Consider the following 23,531-nt stretch of genomic DNA (forward strand, 5'->3'; position numbering starts at 1 on the left):
AAAATGGAGAAAAAGTTTCTTTATGAAGGTAAGGCCAAAATTGTTTATGCCACCGAAAATCCCGATGAAGTGGTAGTGTACTACAAAGATGCGGCTACCGCCTTTGACGGTAAGAAAAAAGGAGAGATAGAAAATAAGGGCTACTTAAATGCTCAAATTTCCGCTTATATTTTTAAGTATTTAGAAAAGCAGGGTATTAAAACCCATTTTCTTGAATTAGTTGGGGAGCGGGAACAGCGGGTCAAAAGGCTTTCCATTATTCCGGTGGAAGTGGTCGTTCGCAATATTGCTGCGGGCTCCCTTTCCAAACGGCTGGGGCTTCCGGAAGGGACTGATTTACCTTTTCCGGTGGTGGAGCTTTACTACAAAAACGATGAATTAGGAGACCCGATGATCAACCATTATCACGTGCAGGCGTTAAATCTGGCTACCCCGGAGGAAATAAAATATATGGAAGATACCGCTTTAAAGGTCAATTCTTTATTAAAGGAATTTTTTGACTCGCTTAATATTTTGTTAGTTGATTTTAAGCTGGAATTTGGAAGGTTTAAAAAGGAAATTCTTTTAGGTGACGAAATATCGCCGGATACGTGCCGGTTCTGGGATAAAGATACCCGGGAAAAGCTCGATAAAGACCGGTTTAGAAGGGATTTAGGGGGAGTAACCGAAGCCTATGCGGAAATTTTAAAGCGAATTAAGGAGAAAGCGGAATAGGAGGGAAATCATGGCGATAGCCCGTGTAATCGTGGAATTAAAGCCCGGGGTTTTGGACCCTCAGGGGGAAGCGATTAAAAATTCCTTACATGCTCTCGGGTATGAGGAAGTAAAAAAGGTAAGGGTTGGCAAGTTTATTACCTTAGAAGTTGAGGGAAATGACTTAAAGGAAATAGAAGAAAGAGTTAAGGAAATGGCCGATAAGCTTTTAGCCAATGTGGTTATTGAAAAATTTACGGTGCAGGTGGAGGGTTAAGATGAAGTTCGGGGTGGTGGTTTTTCCGGGCTCCAATTGTGATGCCGATTGTTTTCACGTCTTAAAAAACGTCTTTGGCCGGGAGACGGTGTATATCTGGCATAAAGAGGATAATTTTGATGTTGACTGCATTGTTCTGCCCGGTGGCTTTTCCTACGGCGATTATTTGCGGGCCGGGGCGATTGCCCGTTTTAGCCCGGTGATGAAAAAAGTGGTAGAGTTTGCTAATGCCGGAGGTCTGGTTATCGGTATCTGTAACGGTTTTCAAATCCTTTTAGAAGCGGGGCTTTTACCCGGTGCCATGCTTAGAAATAAAAGCATAAATTTCCGGTGCCATGATGTTTACCTGCGGGTAGAAAACAACAATACTCCCTTTACCAGTAAAGCGCATGAGGGACAGGTGCTGAAAATTCCCATTGCCCACGGGGAGGGGAATTACTACTGCGAGCCGGATACCTTAAAAAAGCTTATTGCCAACGGACAGGTGGTGTTTCGGTACTGTAATTCCCGGGGGGAAGTGACCGAGGATGCCAATCCCAATGGTTCCCTTTACAATATTGCGGGAATCATTAACGAGAAAGGTAACGTCCTCGGTATGATGCCCCATCCGGAGCGCTGCTCGGAGAATATCCTGGGAGGAGAGGATGGCAGGGTAATCTGGGAATCGATTATCGCGTACTTGGAAAGGGGGGCTAACCGTGGCTAAGTGGCGGGAGATGGGCTTAACCGACGAAGAATACCGGCGAATTGTCGAGTATCTGGGCCGCGAACCAAATGAAGTGGAACTGGGCATGTGTGCGGTGATGTGGTCGGAGCACTGCAGCTATAAAAGTTCCAAGATTCATTTAAAAAAGCTTCCCACCAGGGGTCCGGCGGTGGTGCAGGGGCCCGGGGAAAATGCCGGAGTGGTCGATATCGGAGACGGACTGGGAATTGCCTTTAAAATTGAAAGCCATAACCACCCGTCAGCCATCGAGCCCTACCAGGGAGCGGCAACGGGAGTCGGGGGGATAATCCGGGACATCTTTGCCATGGGAGCGCGGCCGATAGCCCTTTTGGATTCCCTTCGCTTTGGCAAACTTCACTCACCCAGGGTTCGCCACCTTTTTACCGGCGTGGTGGCCGGGATTGCGGGTTACGGTAACTGCATCGGGATTCCTACGGTGGCGGGGGATGTTTATTTTCAGGAATCGTATGAAGAAAATCCTCTGGTAAATGCGATGTGTGTGGGCATCGTGGAGCTTTCCAAACTGAAAAAAGGTGTAGCCACGGGGGTAGGCAATCCTGTTCTTTTGGTAGGAGCGACTACCGGGCGCGACGGGATTCACGGAGCCACCTTTGCTTCCGAAGAGCTGTCCCAGGACGGGGAGGATAAACGGCCTTCGGTGCAGGTGGGAGACCCCTTTATGGAAAAGCTTTTACTGGAAGCATGTCTGGAAGCTCTGGAATACGGTCACATCGTTGGCATGCAGGATCTGGGCGCCGCCGGACTTACCAGTTCTTCATCGGAAATGGCCGCCCGGGGGAAATCGGGTATCCGGCTCTACCTGGACAGGGTGCCCCTCCGGGAAGAGGGGATGACCCCTTACGAAATTATGCTTTCCGAATCCCAGGAACGGATGCTTTTAGTGGTGGAAAAAGGGTATGAGGATGAAATCATCAAAATCTTTAAAAAGTGGGATTTAAATGCGGTGGTGGTGGGAGAAATTACCGATGGCGAGGAAATCGAGGTATTTTTTGACGGGGAATGCGTTGCAAAACTTCCCTACCGCTTGCTAACCGAGGAGGCTCCCGTTTACGACCGGCCTTACCGGATTCCGGAGATTAAAAACCTGCAAAGCATAAACCCGGCTGGGGTGGATTGCGGAGAGGCTCTGCGCCGGCTTTTACAAAGCCCCAATATTGCCAGGAAAAGTTATGTGTACGAACAGTACGACCACCAGGTAGGGGTTAATACGGTAGTGAAACCCGGTTACTCCGATGCCGCAGTTTTAAGAATCAAGGGTACGAAAAAGGGCATTGCCGTAAAAACCGACGGCAACGGCCGCTATGTTTACCATAATCCCCGGGAAGGGGCCAAACGGGCGGTACTGGAGACGGCTTTAAATTTGGCGGTTACCGGGGCAAAACCTCTGGGTCTTACCAACTGCTTGAACTTTGGCAACCCGGAAAAGCCGGAAATTATGGGGCAGTTTGTGGAAGTAATTGCGGGGATGAAGGAAGCGTGTGAAATTTTAAATATTCCCGTAACCGGCGGCAACGTTAGCTTTTACAACGAAACCGGTGAAAAAGCTATTTACCCTACACCGGTTATCGGGATGGTGGGTTTAATTGACGATTTGGAAACGGGACTTATTCCCATGGCTTTTCAGACCGAGGGAGATTTAATTTACCTCCTGGGTGAACCCACCGGGGAGCTCGGGCAAAGCGAGTTTTTAAAGGAGTTTTTTGGGGACGTTCTGGTTCCGGTACCACCGGTGGACCTTCAGGAAGGGAGAAGGATAATCGAGCTTTTACCCTTGTTAAAAAAGCAAGGACTCATTAACTCTGCTCATGATGTTAGCGATGGCGGTTTGGCGGTTTCCCTTTGTGAGGCAGCCTTTGCCGGGGAGCTGGGGGTAAACATCGATTTTACCACTTCCCTTCTGCCGCAGGAGTTTCTTTTTTCGGAAAAAGTTGGCCTGGTAATAGTATCGGTATCTCCGGAAAAAGAAGAGGAGTTTATAAAGTCAGTAAAAAATGCCGGGGTTTTTGTTTTAAAGCTTGGCCGGGTGAACGGGAAGGATGAGATAGAAATTTGCCTAAACGGTCAGAGGGTCATCCAAGAAAAGCTATCGGAGTTAAAAGCCTTGTATGAGGGGGGCCTAAGTTGGGCTTTGAAATAAGAGAAGAGTGCGGGGTGTTTGGAATTTATGCCCCGGGGCATGATGTGGCCCGGCTTACCTACTGGGGACTTTTTGCCCTGCAGCACCGGGGGCAGGAAAGCGCGGGAATTGCGGTAGGCGATGGCAGGGATATAAACCTTCACAAGGGCATGGGGCTGGTGGCGGAAGTTTTTAGCGAGGAGAAATTAGACGGGTTAAAAGGATTTGTGGCCGCCGGACATGTACGCTATTCGACCACCGGGGCCAGCGTGCCCATAAATGCCCAGCCGTTGGTATTTCATTATAAGTTGGGAAAAATTGCTTTAGGACATAACGGCAATCTCGCCAACGTTTTGGAGTTAAAGAAAAATCTTCTGTCCCGGGGGGCAATTTTTCAGACCACTACCGACAGCGAAGTGATTTTAAATGTTATTGCCCAGTACGCCCAGACGGATTTGGTGGAAGGTATTTTAAAGGCGATGGTGGATTTAAAGGGAGCGTATTCTTTGGTGATTATGACCGAGAACCAATTAATAGGGGTGCGCGATCCCTGGGGTTTTAGGCCTTTGGTTTTGGGGAGATTTTACAACGGTTATGTTTTAGCTTCCGAGTCGGCAGCCCTTGATACCATTGGCGCTGAGCTTATTCGGGATGTGGAGCCGGGGGAAATTATCGTAATTGACGAAAACGGCCTTAAAAGTTATAAATTCCTGCAGGGCATGAAGCATTCCTTTTGCATTTTTGAATTCATCTATTTTGCCCGACCGGACAGCATTATTAATGGCTATCATGTAAACACCGTTCGCCGGAAAATGGGACAGGTTTTGGCCAAGGAATACCCGGTAAAGGCGGATTTGGTGGTGCCGGTGCCGGATTCGGGTACCGCCGCAGCCCGGGGGTATGCGGAGGCATCGGGGATACCTCTGGAAGAGGGGTTAATGAAAAATCGTTATGCCGGCCGCACTTTTATCCGGCCGAGCCAAAGAGAACGGGAAATTGGCGTGAAGTTAAAGCTAAACCCTATCCGGGAGGTTTTAAAGGACAAAAAGATTGTGGTTATTGATGATTCGATTGTCCGGGGGACGACCAGCAAGCAGATTATCGAGCTTTTAAGAGATGCCGGGGCCAGGGAAATTCATTTATTGTTAAGTTCGCCGCCGTTTATACGCTCCTGTTACTACGGTATTGATATTTCCCGTGACGATGAATTAATTGCGGCAAAATATTCGGTTGAGGAAATAAAAAACTATCTTGGGGCCGACGGACTTTATTATTTGTCTTTAGAAGGCTTACTTGGGATTTTTAAGGAACGGGATTTTTGTCTTGCTTGCTTTACCGGGGATTACCCGGTACCGATAAATTAATGGTGGGGGTAAGACCATGGAGGAGTTAACGTATAAAGCTGCCGGGGTCGATATCGATGCCGGCATGGATGTGGTCCGGCGCATTAAATCGGAAGTGGAGAAAACTTTAAACCCAAATGTTCTGGCCGGCATTGGCGGTTTTTCCGCCCTTTATTGTTTGGATGTTACGGGATATAACGAGCCGGTTTTAGTTTCATCGACCGATGGGGTGGGAACAAAGCTTAAGATAGCTCAGGCACTGGGAAAATACGACACCATAGGCATTGATTTGGTAGCGATGGTGGTTAACGATTTACTCACTGTGGGAGCTAAACCGCTGTTTTTCCTGGATTACGTTGCGGTGGGCAAGCTAAATCCGGAACAGGTGGCCGACTTGGTGAAGGGAATGGCGGAAGGCTGCCTTGAGGCAGACTGCGCCCTGGTTGGGGGAGAAACGGCGGAAATGCCCGGGGTTTACCATCCCGGAGATTTTGATATTGCCGGCTTTGGTGTGGGGGTTGTGGAAAAAAGCAAGATAATCGATGGAAGTTCCGTTAAAGCCGGTGATGTTATAATTGGCGTTGCTTCCTCGGGGATCCACAGTAACGGTTTAAGTCTTGCCCGAAAGGCTCTCTTGGAGTACGGTAACTATCATCTTACCGCTTATGTCGAGGAGTTTGGGAAAACCCTGGGGGAAGAACTTTTAACTCCTACCCGGATTTATGTAAAGCCAGTACTTGATTTAATGCAAAAGGTGGAGATAAAAGGTATGGCCCATATTACCGGCGGCGGGATTGTAGATAATCTTCCCCGGATTTTACCGGAAAAGGTAGAGGCGCGGATAACCGTGAACTGGGAAATACCAAAAATTTTTAAGTTAATTGAAAAGGCCGGGAATGTGCCGCGAAGGGAAATGTGGCGGACATTTAACATGGGCATTGGTTTTATTTTAATCGTGGAGGAGGCAAAGGTTCAGGAAGCAATTAAAACGTTAGAGAGTTTTAATTATAAGGCATGGGTAATTGGAGAAATTACCGCGGGGGAACGCAGGGTGATTATTAATGAATAGGGAGGAAGAAAATGTTAAACTTAGGGGTTTTGGCTTCGGGACGGGGGAGTAACTTTCAGGCGATTATTGATGCGATTGCGTGGGGAGTTTTGCCGGCAAAAATTAAAGTGCTGGTGACCGATAATCCTGAAGCTTACGCTATCGAACGGGCCAGGCGGGCAGGTATACCCTGGCATTACTTTGACCCGAAAGGTTTTAAAAATAAAGAGGAATACGAAAAGGAGATAGTGAAAACCTTACTTTCCTATGAAGTTGATACGGTGTGTCTTGCGGGCTACATGCGCTTAATTGGCAAACCTTTACTTTCTTCTTTTCCCATGAGGATTATTAATATCCATCCGGCGCTGCTACCGGCGTTCCCCGGGCTTCATGCCCAAAAGCAGGCTCTTGATTACGGGGTGAAAATTGCCGGCTGTACCGTGCATTTTGTCGATGAGGGGATGGATACCGGCCCCATTATTTTGCAGGCAGCGGTTCCGGTGTACGATGACGACAGTGAGGAAAGCTTAAGTGAGCGGATCTTAGAACAGGAACACCGAATTTTGGTAGAGGCGCTTAGGCTTTTAAGTGAAAACCGCTTATTGGTAGAAGGACGGCGGGTAAGAATCTTGCCGGACGGGGGTGAAGGACATGGGAAGTAAGCGGGCTTTAATTTCCGTTTACGATAAAAAGGGTATAGTGGAATTTGCCGGGAAATTAGTAGATTTAGGCTTTGAAATAATTTCTACCGGGGGAAGTTATAAAGTTTTAAAAGAGGCCGGTATCCCGGTTACGTATATAAGTGATATTACCGGTTTTCCGGAAATTTTAGAAGGACGGGTAAAGACTTTGCATCCGGCAATTCACGGGGGTATCCTGGCCAAAAGAACGGAGGAGCATTTAAAGGAAATTTCAGCCCAGGGTATAAAGCCTATTGATTTGGTGATAGTAAACCTGTATCCATTCCGGGAAACGGTAGCGCGGGGAGCTGATCGTGACGAAATCATTGAAAATATTGACATAGGTGGCCCCACTTTAATCCGGGCAGCAGCCAAAAACCACCGGTACGTTACGGTGGTGGTCGATCCGGAAGATTATGCGGAAGTGGCCGAACATCTGAAAAAGGGAGAGGTGCCGCCTGAGGTCAGGGAAAGGTTAGCTTTAAAAGCGTTCCGCCATACTGCCAGTTACGACATTGCTATTGCCAATTATTTTGCGGGAAGGTTAGAGGATGGTGGTTTTCGGAAAAAATTATATATTGAAGCGGAACAGGTGGAAATGCTGCGGTACGGAGAAAATCCCCACCAGCGGGGAGCGGTTTACCGGGTGGAGGGGACTTTTGGACTGGTTGATGCGGAAATTTTAAACGGTAAAGCCATGAGCTTTAATAATTACCTTGATGCCGATGCAGCGTACCGGTTAATCTGGGAGTTTCGTGAGCCGGCGGCAGCCATAATCAAGCACACCGTACCCTGCGGTGTGGCTACCGGGGAAAATTTAAAGGAAGCTTACGAAAAAGCGTATGCCGGTGATCCGGTGTCGGCTTACGGGGGAATTGTTGCTTTTAACGGTGCGGTTGATGAAAAGGTGGCTGAGCTTTTGGTTCAGCATTTTTACGAGGTAATAATTGCTCCGGACTTTTCCGATGAAGCCTTAAAAATCTTGCGGGAAAAGAAGAATTTACGGGTTATAAAGGCAAAACCGCTTGCTTTAGAGGAACTTAATTTAAGGCAAATTAGCGGAGGACTGTTGCTTCAGGAAAATGATGGGAAGCTTTATGAAGAATTAAAGGTGGTAGCGGGTAATGATTTAACCGAAGGGCAAAGGGAAGATATAGTTTTTGGTTTAAAAGTAGTGAAATACGTTAAATCCAATGCCATAGCTGTGGTAAAGGACGGGATGCTTTTAGGAGCTGGCGGTGGGCAGACCAGCCGGATTGATGCGGTAAAAATTGCATTAAATAAAGCCGGGGAAAGAGCCCGGGGAGCGGTGGTGGTTTCCGATGCCTTCTTCCCCTTTGCCGATTCCATCGAGGAACTGGCCAAAGCGGGGGTTTCGGTGGTAGTAGAGCCGGGAGGAGCGGTGCGCGACCGGGAAGTAATCGAAGAAGCGGCAAAAAGAAATGTAACTCTCGTTTTTACGGGAGTAAGGCATTTCTTACATTAGGAGGGTTAGTGGATGAAGGTTCTGGTAGTGGGAAGTGGCGGCCGGGAGCATGCTATAGTAAAAAAACTTAAGGAAAGTCCAAAAGTTACGGAGGTATTGGCCGCTCCGGGTAATGCCGGCATTGCCCGGGAGGCTCGGGTGGTGCCGGTGGAAGTGGATAACCTGTCCGGGCTTTTGGAAATTGCCCTGCGGGAGAAAGTGGATTTAACGGTGGTGGGACCCGAGCTTCCCTTAACCCTGGGGATTGTCGATTATTTTAACGAACATGGTCTTTTAGTCTTTGGCCCAGGCCGGGATGCGGCCCAAATTGAGGGCAGTAAAAGTTTTGCCAAGGAACTGATGCGGGAAAACGGTATTCCTACGGCTTTTTATGAAACTTTTACCGATTATAACGAAGCCAGGGAGTACGTTTACCGGAAAGGGGTGCCGATAGTCATTAAAGCCGACGGCCTGGCGGCGGGTAAAGGGGTTTACGTTTGCCAGGAGTTGGAGGAAGCGATAAAAGCTTTAAACGATATTTTCGTTAAGCGGATTTTTGGGGCTGCGGGAAATAAAGTGGTCATTGAAGAATATCTCGAGGGGCAAGAGGTTAGCGTCCTCGCTTTTACCGATGGGGAAACGGTGGTGCAAATGGTGCCGGCACAGGACCATAAAAGGGTGTTTAACAACGACCAGGGACCCAATACCGGGGGAATGGGAGCCTATGCCCCGGCTCCCGTATATACTCCGGAAATTGCCGAAAGGGTCCAGCGGGAAATCCTGCTGCCCACATTAAAGGGGCTTAAAGGGAAAGGAATAACCTACCGGGGAGTTTTGTATGCGGGGCTTATCTTAACCCGGGAGGGGCCAAAAGTTTTGGAGTTTAATGCCCGCTTTGGTGATCCCGAAACCCAGGTTATCCTGCCCCTGTTAAAAACCGATTTGGTAGAGATTATGCTGGCGGTGGTGGAAAAAAGGCTTTCCGAGATAAACATCGAATTTCTGCCCAAGGCCTGTGCCACGGTAGTATTGGCCTCCGGCGGGTATCCCGGAAAATACGAAACCGGCAAAGTTATCCATGGTCTTGACCGGTTACCGCCGGGGGTGGTGGCGTATCATGCCGGAACCGCTTTCAATGGGGATGATATTGTTACCGCCGGTGGCCGGGTATTAAATATAACGGCGGTAGGGGATACCCTCAAGGCGGCCGTAGAACTTGCCTATGAAGGAGTTAAGGCCGTATCCTTTGAAGGGATGCACTACCGCACCGATATTGGCCAAAAAGCTTTGAAATTACAATAGGGCTGTTATTCAATTCGATAAGTACTTACTTCTTCCGAAGCCATAGGTATAACCTCTATGGCTTCTTTATTTTTCGGATTATTTATCCTGTAAAAAGTTACAGTAACTTTCTGCTCCTTGGGGCAATCGGCATAGCGGGCGGTTATCCGGGCTGCTGTTTTAAGCGCTACATAGGAAATATCATTTCCGGTTAACACTGCCAGGGGACCCTTAAAATTTTGCACCCGCATTAAAATGTCACTATCTTTAGCCGATGCTTTTAAAGCTTCGTTTTCCTCGTGGTTGCGGCCGACTATGAGTTTTGCTCCGTGACTTAGCCTAAACTGGCGGCCGATATTTAGCCTTTTGATTTCTCTTAAATCGTACTGACCGTGGTTGATTAAATCCTTCAGCTTTTTTCCGTATTCCACCTGGGTTAAAAGGCAACCCCCGGCTGGGGAAGGATAATTTTGGATTCCCAGTTCTCTGGCTAAAGCCATCTGGGGCTTGCGGTTACGGCCGGAAAAATCCAAAAGTTTTTCCCGGTCGATTATCCCCAAGCGTTCCGGCAAAGTGGGGGGAAGGTTTTTGGCGGTAAGCGGCCGTACCAAGATATCTTCTACTCCCGCTTCTCTTGCGGTTTGTTGCATCGAGTGGCGCATCTGGGATTTTGGCCTTTGACCCAGCACTTCACCGCTTATTAAAAAAGAAGCGTTGTATTTGGGCAAAAGTTCTTTGGCTTTTTTTAACATGAAGGCCCGGCAGTCAATGCACGGGTTCATCGCTTTTCCGTAACCGTATTTTGGTTTTAAAATTATTTCCAAATAATCGTCGCCCAGCGGTTCTAAAATTAGCGGTACTCCCAATTCTTTGGCTTTCTCTTTGATATATTCGGTTTTTACTTCTGAAACGAAAGGATTTATAAAATGAAGAGCGGTAACATCGGCACCGGCTCTTTGGGAAACTTTTATAGCCAGAATACTGTCAAGACCGCCGGAAAAGAGAGCTAAGGCTCGATTGTTCATGGTCAAAGCCTCCTTTAAAAACTTCATTTAATAATATACCGTAGTTTTTCTTGAAAAAAAAGAGCGGCTTAATTTAAAGTAGAGCCGCTCTTTTTAAGGACGCCTTCTTTTGTCAAAAACAATCCGGTAATTAGCTAATTCCTGGTCAGTAGCTTTTAAAACATTAACCCGTTTTACTACGGAATCGTTCCAAATCCTTACCGAAACTGAGGCCTCAGGAGTATCGGCATAGCGGGCGGTGACTTTGGCTGCAAGGTAAAAATCGTCTTCCGTTGGATTGCCTTGAATTAAAGTAGTTGGTCCGGTAAAACCTTCTACCTTGGCGAGGAATTCTCCGGGTTTTTTAAAATACGAAATCAATTCGTTTTCCTGGGCATTTCTTCCCACGATAATTTTGGCGGTGGGGGAAAGGCGAAAATGACGCCCAAATTTTAAACGATCAATATCTTCTACCGTTAGCTTACCGTTGTAACGAATTAAATCCTGCACTTTGCCGGCAAATTCTTTTTTGGTTAAAAGGCATCCTCCCGAGGGGCAGGGATAATCGTTTATCCCAAAACTTGCGGCAAGTTCCATCTGGGTTTTCCGGGAGCGACCGGAAATAGCTAAAAGTTTATCCCGGGAAACGTATCCTTCTTGCTCGGCAATCGTTGGGGGAAAGTGCAGGGCCGAAAGGGGCCGGAGAACCAAACCCTTAATTCCCGCTTCCCGGTCGATTAAATTTATCGCATCCCGTCGCTGCGAATTAGGCCGCTGCCCTAAAACCTCGCCGGTAATCATAAATTTGGCGCCGATTTCTTCCATAAGTTTCTTTGCTTTTTTAAATTTGAAGATCCGGCAGTCAATGCAAGGATTTAAAGCGCTGCCGTAGCCGTGGGGTGGGTTTTCCACGATTCTTAAATATTCTTCACCGCAGTTTTGCACATGAAGCTTTATACCTAAATCGGCTGCGAGTTTAGCGGTGGAAGCACATCCCTGGCCTTTAGCTAAACAACGGCAAAAAGGGCTGGTAAAATTAACCGCTTCTACTTCTACACCTTGTTCCAGAATAAGCTTTATGGCTAAAGTGCTGTCAAGGCCTCCCGAAAAGAGTGCCAGAGCCTTCACCATTTTATTCACCTCCCTAAACGCTTCCTTTAGGGACGGTTCTGTCCGAGTGCTATTATTACGTATAATAGGAATAGCACGTTCTAAGAACCGTCCCTCTAAGGTGTGTTGATTACTGACTGTAGTACAAGAAAAGTATAACGAAAAAGTTAACAGAAGACAACCGAAAATTGTTGACAAGAATATTTTAGTATATTAAAGTATTAAAATAAGAAAAGTTGCGGGGGGGTTCTATGTTTAAGTATGAGGGAAAATTACGGGACCCGGCGTTTGACAGTTTGTTTGAGGCAATACTTGCCCTGAAAAATATTGATGAATGTTATGCTTTTTTTGAAGATATCTGCACTATTGCGGAATTAAAAGCTTTGGCCCAGCGCTGGGAAGTGGCGAAAATGCTGGATGAGGGAAGAACCTATCAGGAAATTGTCCAAAAAACCGGAGCAAGTACCGCTACCATTAGCCGGGTTAAAAGATATTTAAATTACGGCGCTTCCGGTTACCGGCTGATGCTTAAACGCTTAAAGGAAGAAGGGAAATTATGAGGGAAAACTTTAAGGAACTACCAATGGGAGTAAGAGATTATCTACCCGGGGAAGCAGCGTTACGGAGATACCTGGAAAACTTGTTTGTAGAGCTGGTGGCCAAGGAAGGCTTTCAAGAGGTTATAACTCCTTCCTTTGAGTATTATGAAACTTTGCGGGAATCATCGGAGACCGATTTAATTAAATTTGTGGACCGTACGGGAGAGCTTTTGGCCCTCAGGGGAGATATGACCACCCCCATTGCCCGGGTGGTTTCTACCAAAATGAAGCATCGGGAGTTACCCCTTAAAATTTTTTATGCGGCAACGGTTTTTTCCGGGAATTTTTCCGGAAGAAACAAACTTAGAGAGTTTAAACAACTGGGGATTGAAGTGTTTGGGGATATTACTTCAAAATTAGAATCAGACTTAATAAAACTAATGGCTGTGTATTTGCGTAAAGCCAAGGTGAAAAACCTGGAAATTTCTCTGGGACATGTGGATATTTTAACGGGGCTTATTGAAGAATACGAACTTTTTAACCATTTTTCGGAAATAAAAAATGCTTTAAATCAAAAAGATTACGTAGCTTTGGAGGGAATTTTTGAGAGGGCGGGAAAAAGTCAAAGGGTCCGGGAAAGTCTGGTGGATTTTTTACAGCAGCGGGGAGGTAAAGCAATCCTAAGAAAGGCAAAGAAAATGTTAAGCCATCCGAAAGCCAAAAAAGCCTTAGAAGAACTGGAGGAGGTTACCGAATACCTAATTTCTGAGGGAGTAAGGGAATTAAAGCTGGATTTTTCTTTGGTCAGGGATTTAAACTATTACACCGGTTTGGTGTTTGAAGCTTACACCCCTTATTTAGGCTATCCTTTGGGGGGTGGAGGGCGTTACGATACCCTTTTAAAAAAATTTGGCTGGGATACACCGGCTTTTGGTTTTGCCCTGGGGTTGGAAAGAATTGTTGAAAGTATTGCCAATAGTATTGACAAATAATTTTTTTAACCTTATGATTTTAGTATATTAATAATTTAACACTTTAACAAAATAAAGTGAGGCTATAAAAATGAAAAATGGTTTAACTTTTGCCCTGCCTAAAGGGACATTATTTCCCGATACGGTGCGCCTTCTCTATAAAGCGGGTTTTTTAAAAAAGGAAGAGGTCCTTTTGGAAAGTCGAAAACTCGTAATTAAAGATGGCCCATATACTTTTATTATCTGCCGGCCGACCGATATCCCCACTTTTGTGGAGCATGGAGCGGCCGACCTGGGTATTGTGGGTAAGGATGTAATTGAAGAGCAGCGACGGGAAATTTTTGAACTTTTGGATTTAAAATACGGAAAATGCCATTTTGCCGTGGCGGCACCCAGGGATAACCCTAAAGTGCACGATTTGGGAAAGCTTACGGAAGTCAGGGCGGCCAGCAAATTTCCCGAAGTAACCCGACGGTTTTTTAAAGGTCTTGGGGTGCGGGCGGAGGTTATCAAAATGCACGGGAATGTAGAGCTGGCTCCGCTGGTGGGTCTTGCTGATGTAATTGTGGACCTGGTTTCTACCGGAAGAACTTTAAGGGAAAATAACTTAATTGAAATAACGAAGATAATGGATATAACCGCAAGGTTGGTTGCCAACCGGGTAGCCGCCAGGGTTTATGACCGGGAAATAAAAGCAATTGTAAAAAAGTTCAAGAATTTAGTTGGGGGCGAAAAAAATGAAGTTAATCTTAAATAAAGAAGAACTTTTAGATAAATATTCCCGGCGCAAAGCAGTGGAGGAAGATATAGAGCAACAGGTACGAAAAATTCTTAATGAAGTGGCAAGTTCGGGGGATGAAGCGTTAATCGAGTACGCCCGGGAGTTTGATGGTTTTAAGGGGGATTTAAGCAATCTTAAAGTAAGCGAAGAGGAAATAGATAAAGCTTACAGGGAAGTGGACGATGGGTTTTTAAATAGTCTTCGCAAAGCAATTCAAAGGGTTTTTGATTTTCACCAAAAGCAACTTCCCCGGAGCTGGTTTACCACGGAAGAAAACGGAAATATCCTGGGACAAATTTATACTCCCGTGGAGGTTGCCGGGATTTACGTACCGGGCGGTACTGCAGCCTATCCTTCGTCGGTGGTGATGAATGCCGTACCGGCAAAAGTTGCCGGGGTAAAAAGAATTGTGATGGTTTCGCCCCAAAAAGGCGAGCGGATGAATCCTTATGTTTTGGTTGCCGCCCGGGAAGCCGGGGTGACGGAAATTTACCGGGTTGGCGGAGCGCACGCCATAGCTGCCCTGGCTTTTGGCACCAAAACCATCCCCAGGGTAGATGTAATTACCGGACCGGGCAATATTTATGTGACCATCGCCAAAAAGCTCGTTTACGGCACGGTCAATATCGATATGCTGGCAGGCCCCAGTGAGGTGGTGGTTATCGCCGATAGCTCGGCAAAGCCCGAGTATCTTGCCGCGGATATGTTATCCCAGGCGGAACATGATTCCCTGGCTTCGGGGGTGGTTATTACCTGGGATGGGGAGCTGGCCCGAAAGACAGCGCAAAAAGTGGAGGAGTATTTAAAGCTCCTACCCCGCCGGGAGATAATTTTAAAAGCTTTGGAAAATTGCGGAGGAATTGTGGTGGTGGACGATGAAGAGGAAGCTTTACAGCTTGCCAACCAGCTGGCTCCGGAGCATTTGGAGTTAATGCTCCCCAATCCTTTCGGCTATTTAGCTAAAGTAAAAAATGCCGGAGCGGTTTTTTTGGGACAGTTTAGTCCTGAACCCATGGGGGATTATTTGGCCGGACCCAATCACGTTTTGCCCACTTCCGGAACTAGCCGCTTTTATTCGCCCCTGTCGGTGGATAATTTCTTAAAGAAAAGTAGCGTAATTTATTATTCCCAAGAAGGTTTTTTGGCCGATGCCAGGGATGTTATTAAACTTGCCGAAACGGAAGGGCTATTTGCCCACGCCCTTTCGGTGAAAGTGAGGATTTCCAATGAATAAGCCGAGATATTTTAAAGAAGCCTTTGCCCAGCTAAAGCCCTACGAACCTCATCTGGTTTCCTATGAAATTAAACTTGATGCCAATGAAAACCCGTATCTTTTTCCAAAAAGTTTACTGGAAGAAATCTTCTCCAAAATTGGGACAAGGGATTTTCCCCTTTATCCCGATCCCTTGGCTGGGAGGCTTCGTATTAGACTCTCGGAAAAGCTTGGGGTTTTGCCGGAAAATATAGTTTTAGGAAATGGTTCCGATGAGTTGATTCTTTGCCTTTATTTAGCCTTTGGGGGATACGGGAGGATTGCCTTAAGTTTTTCTCCTTCCTTTGTGATGTATCGACACCATGCTTTTGTAACCCAAACGGAATTTTTCGAAGTTTCGTACCGGGATGATTTTAGCCTTGATCTGGATGAAACGAAAAAAGCCATTGAAAAGTATCAACCCCATTTAGTGTTTCTGGCCAATCCCAATAACCCGACGGGAACCCTGGTGGATATAGAAACGATTAAAAAGCTTTTAGCTTACGACCATTTGCTGGTAGTGGATGAGGCGTACGTGGAATTTTCGGGAGTTTCGGCGATAGATTTATTAAAAAAATATCAAAACCTTGTTATTTTGCGGACCTTTTCCAAAGCCCGGGCTCTGGCCGGCTTAAGGTTGGGATATTTAGTTGCCAGCGTTGATGTGGTAAAGGAAATTATCAAGGTAAAAAATCCCTATAATGTAAATGTTTTTTCCCAGATTGCCGGGGAAGTGGTTTTGGCCAACGAAGAAGTTTTTCAAGGGGAAATTAAAGAAATCGTAGCCGAAAGGGAAAGGCTTTATAACCAGTTAGCTTCTTTGGGTTTAAAGCCGGTGAAAAGCCACGCTAATTTTATACTGGTGGAATTCGGGGAAAAGGCAAAAAAGATTCACCAGGAGTTAATTAACCACGGAATTTTAGTGCGGTACTTGGGAGGAGCCCTTGCTAATTATTTACGGATAACCGTTGGTACACCGGAAGAAAACCGGCAACTTTTAAAGAAACTGGGGGAAATCTTATGAGGCGGGCCGAGGTACAACGAACAACATTAGAAACCATGATTAATGTGGAGTTTACAATGGACGGAAACGGGGAGTTTTCCGGAACTTCAGGCCTTGGGTTTTTTGACCACATGCTCACCCTGTTTTGTAAATTTGGCGGGTTTAATTTAAATCTTTCCTGCCAGGGAGACCTGGAGGTAGATGACCACCACACGGTGGAAGATATTGGTCTGGTTTTGGGGGAAGCGTTTTCTAAAGCTTTAGGGGATAAAAAGGGAATTGCCCGCTTTGCCTCGGGTTTTTATCCGATGGATGAAGCATTAATGCTGATAGCGGTTGATATTTCCGGACGGCCGTATCTTGCCTTTGAAGCTGACTTTCCGCCGGTTTTGGCAGGAAAGTTTAACTACCAGATGGTAGAAGAGTTTTTACGCGGGTTTGTGCAAAAAGCCGGGATTACGTTGCATGTCCGGGAAATTTCGGGCAAAAACTTACACCATAAAGCCGAGGCAATTTTTAAAGGCTTGGGACGTACCTTAAAAGTTGCGGTTTCCGTCCAGGGGGATGAATTACCCTCAACCAAAGGAGTGATTTAGAAAGTGACGGTTGTGGTAGATTACGAAATGGGTAATCTTTTAAGTGTGACCAAGGCTTTAGAAGAACTGGGATATAAACCTTCCGTTACTTCGGATCCCAGGAAAATTTTGGAGGAGGATTTGGTGGTTTTACCCGGGGTTGGGGCGTTCAGGGATGCGGTGAGGAATTTAAAGGAAAAGGGGCTTTTTTTGGCTTTAAAAGAACGGGCTTCCTTAAACCGGCCAATCCTGGGGATTTGTCTGGGGATGCAGCTTTTTTTTACGAAAAGCTATGAAGATGGCGAGTATGAGGGTTTGGACCTTATTCCCGGGGAAGTGGTTCGTTTTCAAAAAGCTCCCAAAATTCCCCACATGGGGTGGAATAACTTGGTACCGGTAGACACGACCCATGAACTTTTTAAGAATTTACCGGATTATTATGTTTATTTTGTCCACTCCTACTATGCCCAGACCGACTCCAGGTATGTTTTAGCTTATACCGAATACGGGGAAAAGTTTCCGGCGGCGGTAAGGCGGGGCAGTATTATTGGCTTTCAGTTTCATCCGGAAAAAAGCGGACCGGTGGGAAGGCAGATACTTAAGAATTTGAGGGAGATGCTATGATTTTAATACCAGCAATAGATTTAATGGGGAAAAAAGTGGTGCGGCTTACGCAGGGGGAAAAAGAGCGGAAAACCGAATACCCGATTTCGCCCGTGGAGCTGGCCTTAAAGTATCAGGAAGCGGGAGCCAGGCTAATTCATGTCGTGGATTTGGATCGTGCTTTTACCGGGGAAAGTGAAAATTTTGAAGTCATTGCCGAAATTATTAAAAATGTTTCCATACCGGTACAGGTCGGTGGAGGCATAAGAGATATTGAAAGTTTTCGGGAGTTAATAGACTTAGGAGTTTCCCGGGTTATTGTAGGGACGATAGCGGTAACCAATCCGGAGCTTTTAGAGGAGATGCTTACCCTTGACCGGGATAAGGTTGCGGTCGGGATTGATGCCAAAAACGGCTGGGTAGCAATTAAAGGCTGGGTGGAAAGTTCCAATTACCGGGCTTTGGACCTGGCCTATAAGGTTAAGGAAATGGGAGTTACCACAATAATTTATACCGACATTGCCCGGGACGGGAGTTTAACCGGGCCCAATTTTAATGAAACTTTAAAGCTTGCCATTGATACCGGTTTAAAGGTAATAGCCTCGGGTGGTATTTCTGGTTTAGAGGATTTAAGACGCTGGCGGGAACTCGGGGAAAACAAAATCTACGGGGTTATTGCCGGAAAAGCAATATTAGAAGGTAAAATTGATTTAAAAGAAGGGATTAGGATACTGGAAGGGGAGTCTTAATGTTAACGGTGCGGATAATTCCCTGCCTGGATGTGAATAAAGGGCGGGTGGTAAAAGGGGTAAATTTCTTAAACCTTGTGGATGCCGGAGACCCGGTTGAGCTTGCCGCTTTTTACGACCGGGAAGGTGCCGATGAGGTGGTATTTTTGGATATTACTGCTTCCTTTGAGGGGCGACAAACCATGGTGGAAGTGGCCAAGCGGACGGCTACAACCCTTTCCATCCCCTTTACCATTGGCGGAGGTATAAGAAATATTGATGATATCCGAGCCCTTTTGGCTTCCGGGGCGGATAAAGTATCGATTAATTCGGCGGCGGTAAAAAATCCCGAACTTGTCCGGGAAGCGGCTTTAAAGTTTGGCAGCCAGTGTATTGTGGTGGCTATCGATGCCAAAAGAAAAAAAGATGGTGGCTTTGAAGTTTATATCCACGGTGGGCGTACTCCCACCGGAATAGATGCGGTAGAATGGGCTAAGGAAGTGGAGAGACTCGGGGCCGGAGAAATCTTACTTACCAGTATGGATAGAGATGGAACGAAAGATGGCTATGACCTCGAACTTACCCGGGAAATTGCCGATGCGGTGAAAATTCCGGTAATTGCCTCGGGGGGTGTGGGAGAGCTTTCCCATTTTTACGAAGGAGTGGTTTTGGGGCACGCTTCGGCTCTTTTGGCAGCTTCGGTGTTTCACTTTGGTAAATTTACCATTAAAGAAGTAAAGAGGTACTTAAAAGAGCGGGGGATACCGGTCCGATTGGGGGATACCGAAAATGGAACTTAAGTTTGACGAAAAAGGCTTGATTCCGGCGGTGGTACAGGATATTGATACCAGAGAAGTTTTAATGGTAGCTTACATGAATGAAGAAAGCGTAAAAAAATCCCTGGAGACCGGTCAAACCTGGTTTTACAGCCGCTCCCGTAACGCTTTATGGCATAAAGGGGAGACGTCCGGCAATACCCAGGAAATTGTGGAGATCCGGTATGATTGTGATGCCGACTGCTTATTAATAAAAGTAAGGCAAAAGGGGGTAGCGTGTCATACCGGAAATTACAGCTGTTTTTACCGAACCCTCTGGGAAGGAAAAGGCGAGAGAGAAGATTTAAACGAGGTTTTGGCCAAACTCTGGCAGATTATCCTTGACCGGAAACAAAAGCTGCCGGAAGGTTCTTATACGGCAAAATTATTTCAAAAAGGAATAGATAAAATTGCCCAGAAGGTGGGCGAAGAAGCGGTAGAAACGGTTATAGCCTCTAAAAATGATGATAAAGGAGAATTAATTTACGAAGCCGCTGATTTGGTTTATCATCTACTGGTATTACTGGCGGCAAAGGACGTTGCTCTCGGCGATATTGCGGAGGAACTAAAAAAACGTTTTAAATAAGTATTTAAATTTGATGGCGCACTCCGGTGCGCTTTTAAATTTTTACCGACCACCTAACACCTACGACCTACCACTTTTTTATTGACAGGAAAATTTGTCCTATGTTAAACTACTTTCAAGATATATTTAAATATTTAAATATAAATTTGGAGGGAGTTTATTGGAGAAGCTTGTTAATATTTTAAAAGCTTTAGCTGACGCTCATCGACTTAGGCTTTTTTTGGAGTTAACCAAACGAGAAATGGGGGTGTGTGAGGCAATTTCTCTTTTGGGTTTATCCCAACCAGCGGTTTCGCACCATTTAAAAGTTTTAAAGCAAGCCGGGCTTATTAAAAACGAAAAACAGGGGAAAATTATTTTTTATTATGCTACTCCTGAGGCGGTGCAACTTTTGGAAAAGGAACTGGGAGGATTTTTGGGGAAGATTCGAAAATTACTGGAAACTCCGGTAAAACCTTCACCCCTTCGGGAACAACCGGATTTATGCGAATTTTTAGGATTTAAAAAAGAAGTCTGTGAGGAAGGAGAGGAGTTATGAGCCAAACTTCTGCTAAATTATCGTTTGTAGACCGGTATTTAACCGTCTGGATTTTACTGGCAATGGTTTTGGGTGTTGCCATTGGTTATTTCTTTCCCGGGATTGCTGGGCTTTTAGACCGCTTGAGCATTGATACCACTTCCATACCCATTGCTATTGGCCTTATCTGGATGATGTATCCGCCGCTGGCCAAAGTGCGGTATGAAGAAGTTAATAAAATTTTCCGGGGTGGCAGCAAAATTTTCCTATTTTCCATCCTGCAAAACTGGATTATCGGGCCGGTTTTAATGTTTATTTTGGCCTATATTTTCTTAAGAAACTATCCCGAGTATTTCATGGGATTAGTTTTAATCGGCCTTGCCCGGTGTATCGCCATGGTTATTCTCTGGAATGCTCTGGCCAAAGGAGACGCTGAGTATGCAGCAGCACTTGTTGCGCTAAATTCCCTCTTTCAGGTATTTTTCTACTCAACTTATGCTTATTTCTTTATCAAAGTGGTTCCGGGCTGGCTTGGTTATGATACCAAGGGGGTTGTCCTTGACATTTCCATGGCGGAAATCGCTAAGAGTGTTTTTATCTACCTTGGTATTCCTTTTTTAGCCGGAGTAATTACCCGGTTTTCTCTTTTGAAATCCAAAGGGCGGGAATGGTATGAAACAAAGTTTATCCCCAAATTAAGTCCTACCGCTTTATATGCGTTACTTTTTACCATTGTCGTGATGTTTTCTTTAAAGGGTCAGTACATTGTGAAACTTCCGTTGGATGTGGTTAGGGTAGCTATTCCTTTAATTGCTTACTTTGTATTAATGTTCTTTATTTCCTTTTACATTTCGGCCAAGGCTGGTTTTGGTTATGCCCGGACCGCTACATTATCGTTCACTGCTGCCAGTAACAATTTTGAGCTGGCGATAGCGGTGGCTGTGGCTACCTTTGGGTTAAATTCCGGGCAGGCGTTTGCGGCGGTTATCGGTCCCCTCATTGAAGTGCCGGTTATGCTCTGGCTGGTTAACATGGCCTTAAAATTAAAAGATAAATATTTTGGCGAAGGTGAACAGTATTATGAGTGGTTTTAAAGTCCTGCGGTTGAGGGGGAGATTGTTCTCCGTTTACCGGGGGTTCTAATAAACTCCAGTACGACGAAGGAAGGAACCATAACCAATGATTCTTTTATTGATGGTTATTGAATTTACCTGTGGTTCTTTGATGTTTTCCTACTGGTTAGGAGTTATGGTTGGCAAAAAATTAGAAGATGTTAGGGATGGAAATCCGGGAGCTTTTAATCTTTGGTATGCCGCTGGATTTAAAGTGGGTATTTTGGGTGCTATTTTGGATTTTTTGAAGGGATATTTTCCCCTTGTTTATTTTATTAAAAAAGAATATCTTATAAATGGAATAGCTCTGATTTTTGTGGCAATAGCACCTGTTTTAGGCCATGCTTTTTCTCCCTTTTTAAGATTTAAAGGAGGGAAAGCTATGGCCGTTACTTTTGGTGTATGGAGCGCAGTTACGGACTTTAAGGCTTCATTTTTTTACGCAGTTGTACTGGGGATTTTAAAAGCTCTTGAAAGAATTTATTTTTGGGGTAGCCCATCTTTACCTGAAAGGGACGCAATGCTTGATATCGTTGGTTTTACCATTTTAATGTTTTTTTTAATTGGAAATGGTTTTGAAAAATTGCTTTTACTCTGGGTATTTAATTTTCTTGTTTTACTTTATAAAAGACGAAGGGATTTCAAGATTTTGCTGAAAAAAAGGGGAAATTTCCTGTTTAAATAAACAAGTGAAAAATTTTAGTCACAGAAAAAATAAAATATGGTATAATTAAAAAAAGTAAATTAATTAAATCAATAGGCGGGGTGGAGATGGAAAAGAAAAGTACTATTGCTTTAATTGTGGTATTTGTCATTGCCCTTTTAGCCTTTGGAGTGTATTACGCTACTAACCGGGAATTAGGCTCGCCGGCTAATAGCGGCAATGTAATTGATCAGTACAATGAGGCTTTAAAAAACCATGAACCTTTTTTATTAGAGTTTTCCGGGGCAACCTGACCTACCTGTGCGCAAATGGCACCGGTGGTGCAGGAATTAAAGAAAGAATACGAAGGACGGATGCGGGTAATTGTAGCGGAAGTTAGTCGTCAGGATAGCCAACAGTTAGCAGCAAAATTTGGTATCCAGTACGTCCCAACGTTTATTGTAGTTGATCAAAACGGGAATATTGTCCCCTGGACTGATGCCCAGGGCAATCAAATGCCGATGTTTGTTGGCGGGCTTACTAAGGAAGAGTTAAAAGCCCAGATGGATAAAGTGGCTTTAAAGGAAAAAAAAACCCCTGAATTAAATGATTCGGGGAAGAAAAAATCTTTTGCCCAAACGCTTGCGGATAAGCTTCCAGGGTTACTGGGGGATTCAAAGCTTTTAGCGCTTTTTGTTGTTTTTCTTGGGGGGATTGCTACCAGTTTTACCCCTTGTATCTTAGGTATGATTCCGCTTATTATCGGTTACACCGGTGGTTATGCCGGGCGGTCACCGGCCAAAGGATTTATTTACTCGCTATTTTTTGTCCTGGGTCTTGCTACGACTCTTACCCTTTTGGGAGTTGGAATTGGGGTTTTAGGAACTTTTATCAAAAGCCGGTTATTTGCTTTTAATTTTATTCTGGGGATAGTGGCCATTTTAATGGGATTTGCGGTGATGGGCTTTTATACGATAAATCTTCCTGGCTTAAAAAGGATGCCGGTTAAGGGCACCGGACTTTTTTCTTCGTATTTAATGGGCTTGTTCTTTGGCTTATCCGCCAGCCCCTGTGCCACGCCGGTTTTAATTGTTATTGTAACTTATGCGCTGGCTAAAGCATCGCCTTTATTTGGCGGAGCGCTCCTGTTTTCCTACAGTTTTGGCCATGGCCTACCCTTAATCTTAGCCGGTACCTTTTCTGCCTTTTTGGGTAAGATTACTTCCTTAGGACGGTACGGGGAAATAATTAATTATATTTTTGGCGGGATACTTGTGTTGTATGGGTTGTACCTTTTGTTTGGAAGATTATTATAGCAAAATAAGTTCAAAAAGGCCGGAATGGAAATCCGGCCTTTTATGTTTTAGGGGTAGGAAAACTTATTGGTTGGCGTGCTCTAAAATAATTTTTTCCAGTTCTGCTTTGGAGGGGACCCTTCCGGATAAAACGACTTTTTCGTTAATGACCAGGCCCGGCGTGGACATTACTCCGTATTTCATGATTTCGGGAATGTCCTGGACTTTTTGAACATTGGCATCAATGTTTAATTCGGCTAAAGCATTAAAAACCATTCTTTCTAACTTTTCGCAGTTAGCACAGCCCATACCTAAAACTTTAATATCCATAAAAATGCCTCCTTTT

At 45.3% G+C, this 23,531-nt stretch carries 27 protein-coding genes; 24 read left to right on the forward strand and 3 right to left on the reverse strand.

Going from position 1 to position 23,531, the window contains the following annotated elements; genetic code table 11:
- Window positions 1–3 precede the first annotated feature (3 nt).
- Genes purC through purD form a run of 9 tightly spaced genes read left to right on the forward strand, consistent with a single transcriptional unit; the run spans window position 4 to window position 9,672 of the window.
- Window positions 4–714: a phosphoribosylaminoimidazolesuccinocarboxamide synthase gene (purC, locus tag CHY_RS04945; RefSeq protein ID WP_011343993.1), complete on the forward strand. Its 711-nt coding sequence runs from the start codon at window positions 4–6 to the stop codon at window positions 712–714.
- 10 nt (window positions 715–724) lie between these two features.
- Window positions 725–970 (forward strand): phosphoribosylformylglycinamidine synthase subunit PurS, encoded by a 246-nt coding sequence (gene purS, locus CHY_RS04950; RefSeq protein ID WP_011343994.1) that lies wholly within the window; start codon window positions 725–727, stop codon window positions 968–970.
- Window position 971: 1 nt separating this feature from the next.
- On the forward strand, window positions 972–1,676 hold the full coding sequence (purQ, locus tag CHY_RS04955; protein WP_011343995.1) for a phosphoribosylformylglycinamidine synthase subunit PurQ: 705 nt from the start codon (window positions 972–974) through the stop codon (window positions 1,674–1,676).
- Between the two features lie 10 nt (window positions 1,677–1,686).
- Window positions 1,687–3,855 (forward strand): phosphoribosylformylglycinamidine synthase subunit PurL, encoded by a 2,169-nt coding sequence (gene purL / locus CHY_RS04960; RefSeq protein ID WP_420827300.1) that lies wholly within the window; start codon window positions 1,687–1,689, stop codon window positions 3,853–3,855.
- A complete protein-coding gene (gene purF, locus CHY_RS04965; RefSeq protein ID WP_011343997.1) occupies window positions 3,840–5,198 on the forward strand; it encodes an amidophosphoribosyltransferase in 1,359 nt (452 codons plus the stop codon). The genes purL and purF overlap by 16 nt, the downstream gene beginning before the upstream one ends.
- Window positions 5,199–5,214: 16 nt before the next feature.
- The gene (gene purM, locus CHY_RS04970) at window positions 5,215–6,246 is read left to right on the forward strand and encodes a phosphoribosylformylglycinamidine cyclo-ligase (protein WP_011343998.1); all 1,032 of its coding nucleotides are present in this window, start codon (window positions 5,215–5,217) and stop codon (window positions 6,244–6,246) included.
- Window positions 6,247–6,257: 11 nt separating this feature from the next.
- On the forward strand, window positions 6,258–6,887 hold the full coding sequence (gene purN, locus CHY_RS04975) for a phosphoribosylglycinamide formyltransferase (protein ID WP_011343999.1): 630 nt from the start codon (window positions 6,258–6,260) through the stop codon (window positions 6,885–6,887).
- Window positions 6,877–8,391 (forward strand): bifunctional phosphoribosylaminoimidazolecarboxamide formyltransferase/IMP cyclohydrolase, encoded by a 1,515-nt coding sequence (purH, locus tag CHY_RS04980; RefSeq protein WP_011344000.1) that lies wholly within the window; start codon window positions 6,877–6,879, stop codon window positions 8,389–8,391. The genes purN and purH overlap by 11 nt, the downstream gene beginning before the upstream one ends.
- Before the next feature lie 12 nt (window positions 8,392–8,403).
- The gene (gene purD, locus CHY_RS04985; protein WP_011344001.1) at window positions 8,404–9,672 is read left to right on the forward strand and encodes a phosphoribosylamine--glycine ligase; all 1,269 of its coding nucleotides are present in this window, start codon (window positions 8,404–8,406) and stop codon (window positions 9,670–9,672) included.
- 5 nt (window positions 9,673–9,677) lie between these two features.
- Here the strand turns inward: purD and CHY_RS04990 are convergent, their stop codons facing one another.
- On the reverse strand, window positions 9,678–10,676 hold the full coding sequence (locus CHY_RS04990; RefSeq protein ID WP_011344002.1) for a DUF814 domain-containing protein: 999 nt from the start codon (window positions 10,674–10,676) through the stop codon (window positions 9,678–9,680).
- A 93-nt stretch (window positions 10,677–10,769) separates the two neighbouring features.
- Window positions 10,770–11,786 (reverse strand): hypothetical protein, encoded by a 1,017-nt coding sequence (locus CHY_RS04995; RefSeq protein ID WP_011344003.1) that lies wholly within the window; start codon window positions 11,784–11,786, stop codon window positions 10,770–10,772.
- 230 nt (window positions 11,787–12,016) lie between these two features.
- Here CHY_RS04995 and CHY_RS05000 point away from each other — a divergent pair, with 230 nt between their 5' ends.
- From CHY_RS05000 to CHY_RS05070, 15 genes are all read left to right on the forward strand, one after another.
- Window positions 12,017–12,325 (forward strand): YerC/YecD family TrpR-related protein, encoded by a 309-nt coding sequence (locus tag CHY_RS05000; RefSeq protein WP_011344004.1) that lies wholly within the window; start codon window positions 12,017–12,019, stop codon window positions 12,323–12,325.
- Window positions 12,322–13,296: an ATP phosphoribosyltransferase regulatory subunit gene (gene hisZ / locus CHY_RS05005; RefSeq protein WP_011344005.1), complete on the forward strand. Its 975-nt coding sequence runs from the start codon at window positions 12,322–12,324 to the stop codon at window positions 13,294–13,296. The genes CHY_RS05000 and hisZ overlap by 4 nt, the downstream gene beginning before the upstream one ends.
- Before the next feature lie 70 nt (window positions 13,297–13,366).
- Complete coding sequence (hisG, locus tag CHY_RS05010; protein WP_011344006.1) at window positions 13,367–14,032, forward strand: ATP phosphoribosyltransferase; 666 nt, start codon at window positions 13,367–13,369, stop codon at window positions 14,030–14,032.
- The gene (gene hisD, locus CHY_RS05015; protein ID WP_011344007.1) at window positions 14,013–15,290 is read left to right on the forward strand and encodes a histidinol dehydrogenase; all 1,278 of its coding nucleotides are present in this window, start codon (window positions 14,013–14,015) and stop codon (window positions 15,288–15,290) included. The genes hisG and hisD overlap by 20 nt, the downstream gene beginning before the upstream one ends.
- On the forward strand, window positions 15,283–16,332 hold the full coding sequence (gene hisC / locus CHY_RS05020; RefSeq protein ID WP_011344008.1) for a histidinol-phosphate transaminase: 1,050 nt from the start codon (window positions 15,283–15,285) through the stop codon (window positions 16,330–16,332). The genes hisD and hisC overlap by 8 nt, the downstream gene beginning before the upstream one ends.
- A complete protein-coding gene (gene hisB, locus CHY_RS05025; RefSeq protein WP_011344009.1) occupies window positions 16,329–16,907 on the forward strand; it encodes an imidazoleglycerol-phosphate dehydratase HisB in 579 nt (192 codons plus the stop codon). The genes hisC and hisB overlap by 4 nt, the downstream gene beginning before the upstream one ends.
- Before the next feature lie 3 nt (window positions 16,908–16,910).
- Entirely contained in the window at window positions 16,911–17,510 is a 600-nt protein-coding gene (gene hisH, locus CHY_RS05030) for an imidazole glycerol phosphate synthase subunit HisH (RefSeq protein WP_011344010.1), read from the forward strand.
- Window positions 17,507–18,238: a 1-(5-phosphoribosyl)-5-[(5-phosphoribosylamino)methylideneamino]imidazole-4-carboxamide isomerase gene (gene hisA / locus CHY_RS05035; protein ID WP_011344011.1), complete on the forward strand. Its 732-nt coding sequence runs from the start codon at window positions 17,507–17,509 to the stop codon at window positions 18,236–18,238. Before hisH ends, hisA begins: the two co-directional genes overlap by 4 nt.
- Window positions 18,238–19,017 carry an imidazole glycerol phosphate synthase subunit HisF gene (gene hisF, locus CHY_RS05040; protein WP_011344012.1) on the forward strand — a complete coding sequence of 260 codons (780 nt, stop codon included), beginning with the start codon at window positions 18,238–18,240 and terminating at the stop codon, window positions 19,015–19,017. Before hisA ends, hisF begins: the two co-directional genes overlap by 1 nt.
- On the forward strand, window positions 19,007–19,618 hold the full coding sequence (gene hisIE, locus CHY_RS05045) for a bifunctional phosphoribosyl-AMP cyclohydrolase/phosphoribosyl-ATP diphosphatase HisIE (protein WP_011344013.1): 612 nt from the start codon (window positions 19,007–19,009) through the stop codon (window positions 19,616–19,618). Before hisF ends, hisIE begins: the two co-directional genes overlap by 11 nt.
- Before the next feature lie 160 nt (window positions 19,619–19,778).
- On the forward strand, window positions 19,779–20,156 hold the full coding sequence (locus tag CHY_RS05050; protein WP_011344014.1) for an ArsR/SmtB family transcription factor: 378 nt from the start codon (window positions 19,779–19,781) through the stop codon (window positions 20,154–20,156).
- On the forward strand, window positions 20,153–21,229 hold the full coding sequence (gene arsB, locus CHY_RS05055) for an ACR3 family arsenite efflux transporter (protein ID WP_011344015.1): 1,077 nt from the start codon (window positions 20,153–20,155) through the stop codon (window positions 21,227–21,229). Before CHY_RS05050 ends, arsB begins: the two co-directional genes overlap by 4 nt.
- Before the next feature lie 85 nt (window positions 21,230–21,314).
- Window positions 21,315–21,932: a glycerol-3-phosphate acyltransferase gene (locus CHY_RS05060; protein WP_011344016.1), complete on the forward strand. Its 618-nt coding sequence runs from the start codon at window positions 21,315–21,317 to the stop codon at window positions 21,930–21,932.
- A gap of 86 nt (window positions 21,933–22,018) precedes the next feature.
- Window positions 22,019–22,204: a hypothetical protein gene (locus CHY_RS05065; RefSeq protein WP_028052853.1), complete on the forward strand. Its 186-nt coding sequence runs from the start codon at window positions 22,019–22,021 to the stop codon at window positions 22,202–22,204.
- 15 nt (window positions 22,205–22,219) lie between these two features.
- A complete protein-coding gene (locus CHY_RS05070) occupies window positions 22,220–23,206 on the forward strand; it encodes a cytochrome c biogenesis protein CcdA (protein ID WP_049752076.1) in 987 nt (328 codons plus the stop codon).
- Between the two features lie 63 nt (window positions 23,207–23,269).
- On the opposite strand, the gene CHY_RS05075 is transcribed toward CHY_RS05070, so the two are convergent.
- Window positions 23,270–23,515: a thioredoxin family protein gene (locus CHY_RS05075; RefSeq protein WP_011344018.1), complete on the reverse strand. Its 246-nt coding sequence runs from the start codon at window positions 23,513–23,515 to the stop codon at window positions 23,270–23,272.
- Between the last annotated feature and the right edge of the window lie 16 nt (window positions 23,516–23,531).

The sequence above is a fragment of the Carboxydothermus hydrogenoformans Z-2901 genome (assembly GCF_000012865.1).
GTDB lineage: Bacteria > Bacillota > Z-2901 > Carboxydothermales > Carboxydothermaceae > Carboxydothermus > Carboxydothermus hydrogenoformans.

Excerpts from the sequence above, each read along its gene's own strand:
- purC (WP_011343993.1), top strand. The coding sequence starts at position 4 with ATGGAGAAAAAGTTTCTTTATGAAGGTAAGGCCAAAATTGTTTATGCC.
- purS (WP_011343994.1), top strand. The coding sequence starts at position 725 with ATGGCGATAGCCCGTGTAATCGTGGAATTAAAGCCCGGGGTTTTGGAC.
- purQ (WP_011343995.1), top strand. The coding sequence starts at position 972 with ATGAAGTTCGGGGTGGTGGTTTTTCCGGGCTCCAATTGTGATGCCGAT.
- purL (WP_420827300.1), top strand. The coding sequence starts at position 1,687 with ATGGGCTTAACCGACGAAGAATACCGGCGAATTGTCGAGTATCTGGGC.
- purM (WP_011343998.1), top strand. The coding sequence starts at position 5,215 with ATGGAGGAGTTAACGTATAAAGCTGCCGGGGTCGATATCGATGCCGGC.
- purN (WP_011343999.1), top strand. The coding sequence starts at position 6,258 with ATGTTAAACTTAGGGGTTTTGGCTTCGGGACGGGGGAGTAACTTTCAG.
- purH (WP_011344000.1), top strand. The coding sequence starts at position 6,877 with ATGGGAAGTAAGCGGGCTTTAATTTCCGTTTACGATAAAAAGGGTATA.
- purD (WP_011344001.1), top strand. The coding sequence starts at position 8,404 with ATGAAGGTTCTGGTAGTGGGAAGTGGCGGCCGGGAGCATGCTATAGTA.
- CHY_RS04990 (WP_011344002.1), bottom strand. The coding sequence starts at position 10,676 with ATGAACAATCGAGCCTTAGCTCTCTTTTCCGGCGGTCTTGACAGTATT.
- CHY_RS04995 (WP_011344003.1), bottom strand. The coding sequence starts at position 11,786 with ATGGTGAAGGCTCTGGCACTCTTTTCGGGAGGCCTTGACAGCACTTTA.
- CHY_RS05000 (WP_011344004.1), top strand. The coding sequence starts at position 12,017 with ATGTTTAAGTATGAGGGAAAATTACGGGACCCGGCGTTTGACAGTTTG.
- hisZ (WP_011344005.1), top strand. The coding sequence starts at position 12,322 with ATGAGGGAAAACTTTAAGGAACTACCAATGGGAGTAAGAGATTATCTA.
- hisG (WP_011344006.1), top strand. The coding sequence starts at position 13,367 with ATGAAAAATGGTTTAACTTTTGCCCTGCCTAAAGGGACATTATTTCCC.
- hisD (WP_011344007.1), top strand. The coding sequence starts at position 14,013 with ATGAAGTTAATCTTAAATAAAGAAGAACTTTTAGATAAATATTCCCGG.
- hisC (WP_011344008.1), top strand. The coding sequence starts at position 15,283 with ATGAATAAGCCGAGATATTTTAAAGAAGCCTTTGCCCAGCTAAAGCCC.
- hisB (WP_011344009.1), top strand. The coding sequence starts at position 16,329 with ATGAGGCGGGCCGAGGTACAACGAACAACATTAGAAACCATGATTAAT.
- hisA (WP_011344011.1), top strand. The coding sequence starts at position 17,507 with ATGATTTTAATACCAGCAATAGATTTAATGGGGAAAAAAGTGGTGCGG.
- hisF (WP_011344012.1), top strand. The coding sequence starts at position 18,238 with ATGTTAACGGTGCGGATAATTCCCTGCCTGGATGTGAATAAAGGGCGG.
- hisIE (WP_011344013.1), top strand. The coding sequence starts at position 19,007 with ATGGAACTTAAGTTTGACGAAAAAGGCTTGATTCCGGCGGTGGTACAG.
- arsB (WP_011344015.1), top strand. The coding sequence starts at position 20,153 with ATGAGCCAAACTTCTGCTAAATTATCGTTTGTAGACCGGTATTTAACC.
- CHY_RS05060 (WP_011344016.1), top strand. The coding sequence starts at position 21,315 with ATGATTCTTTTATTGATGGTTATTGAATTTACCTGTGGTTCTTTGATG.
- CHY_RS05065 (WP_028052853.1), top strand. The coding sequence starts at position 22,019 with ATGGAAAAGAAAAGTACTATTGCTTTAATTGTGGTATTTGTCATTGCC.
- CHY_RS05070 (WP_049752076.1), top strand. The coding sequence starts at position 22,220 with ATGGCACCGGTGGTGCAGGAATTAAAGAAAGAATACGAAGGACGGATG.
- CHY_RS05075 (WP_011344018.1), bottom strand. The coding sequence starts at position 23,515 with ATGGATATTAAAGTTTTAGGTATGGGCTGTGCTAACTGCGAAAAGTTA.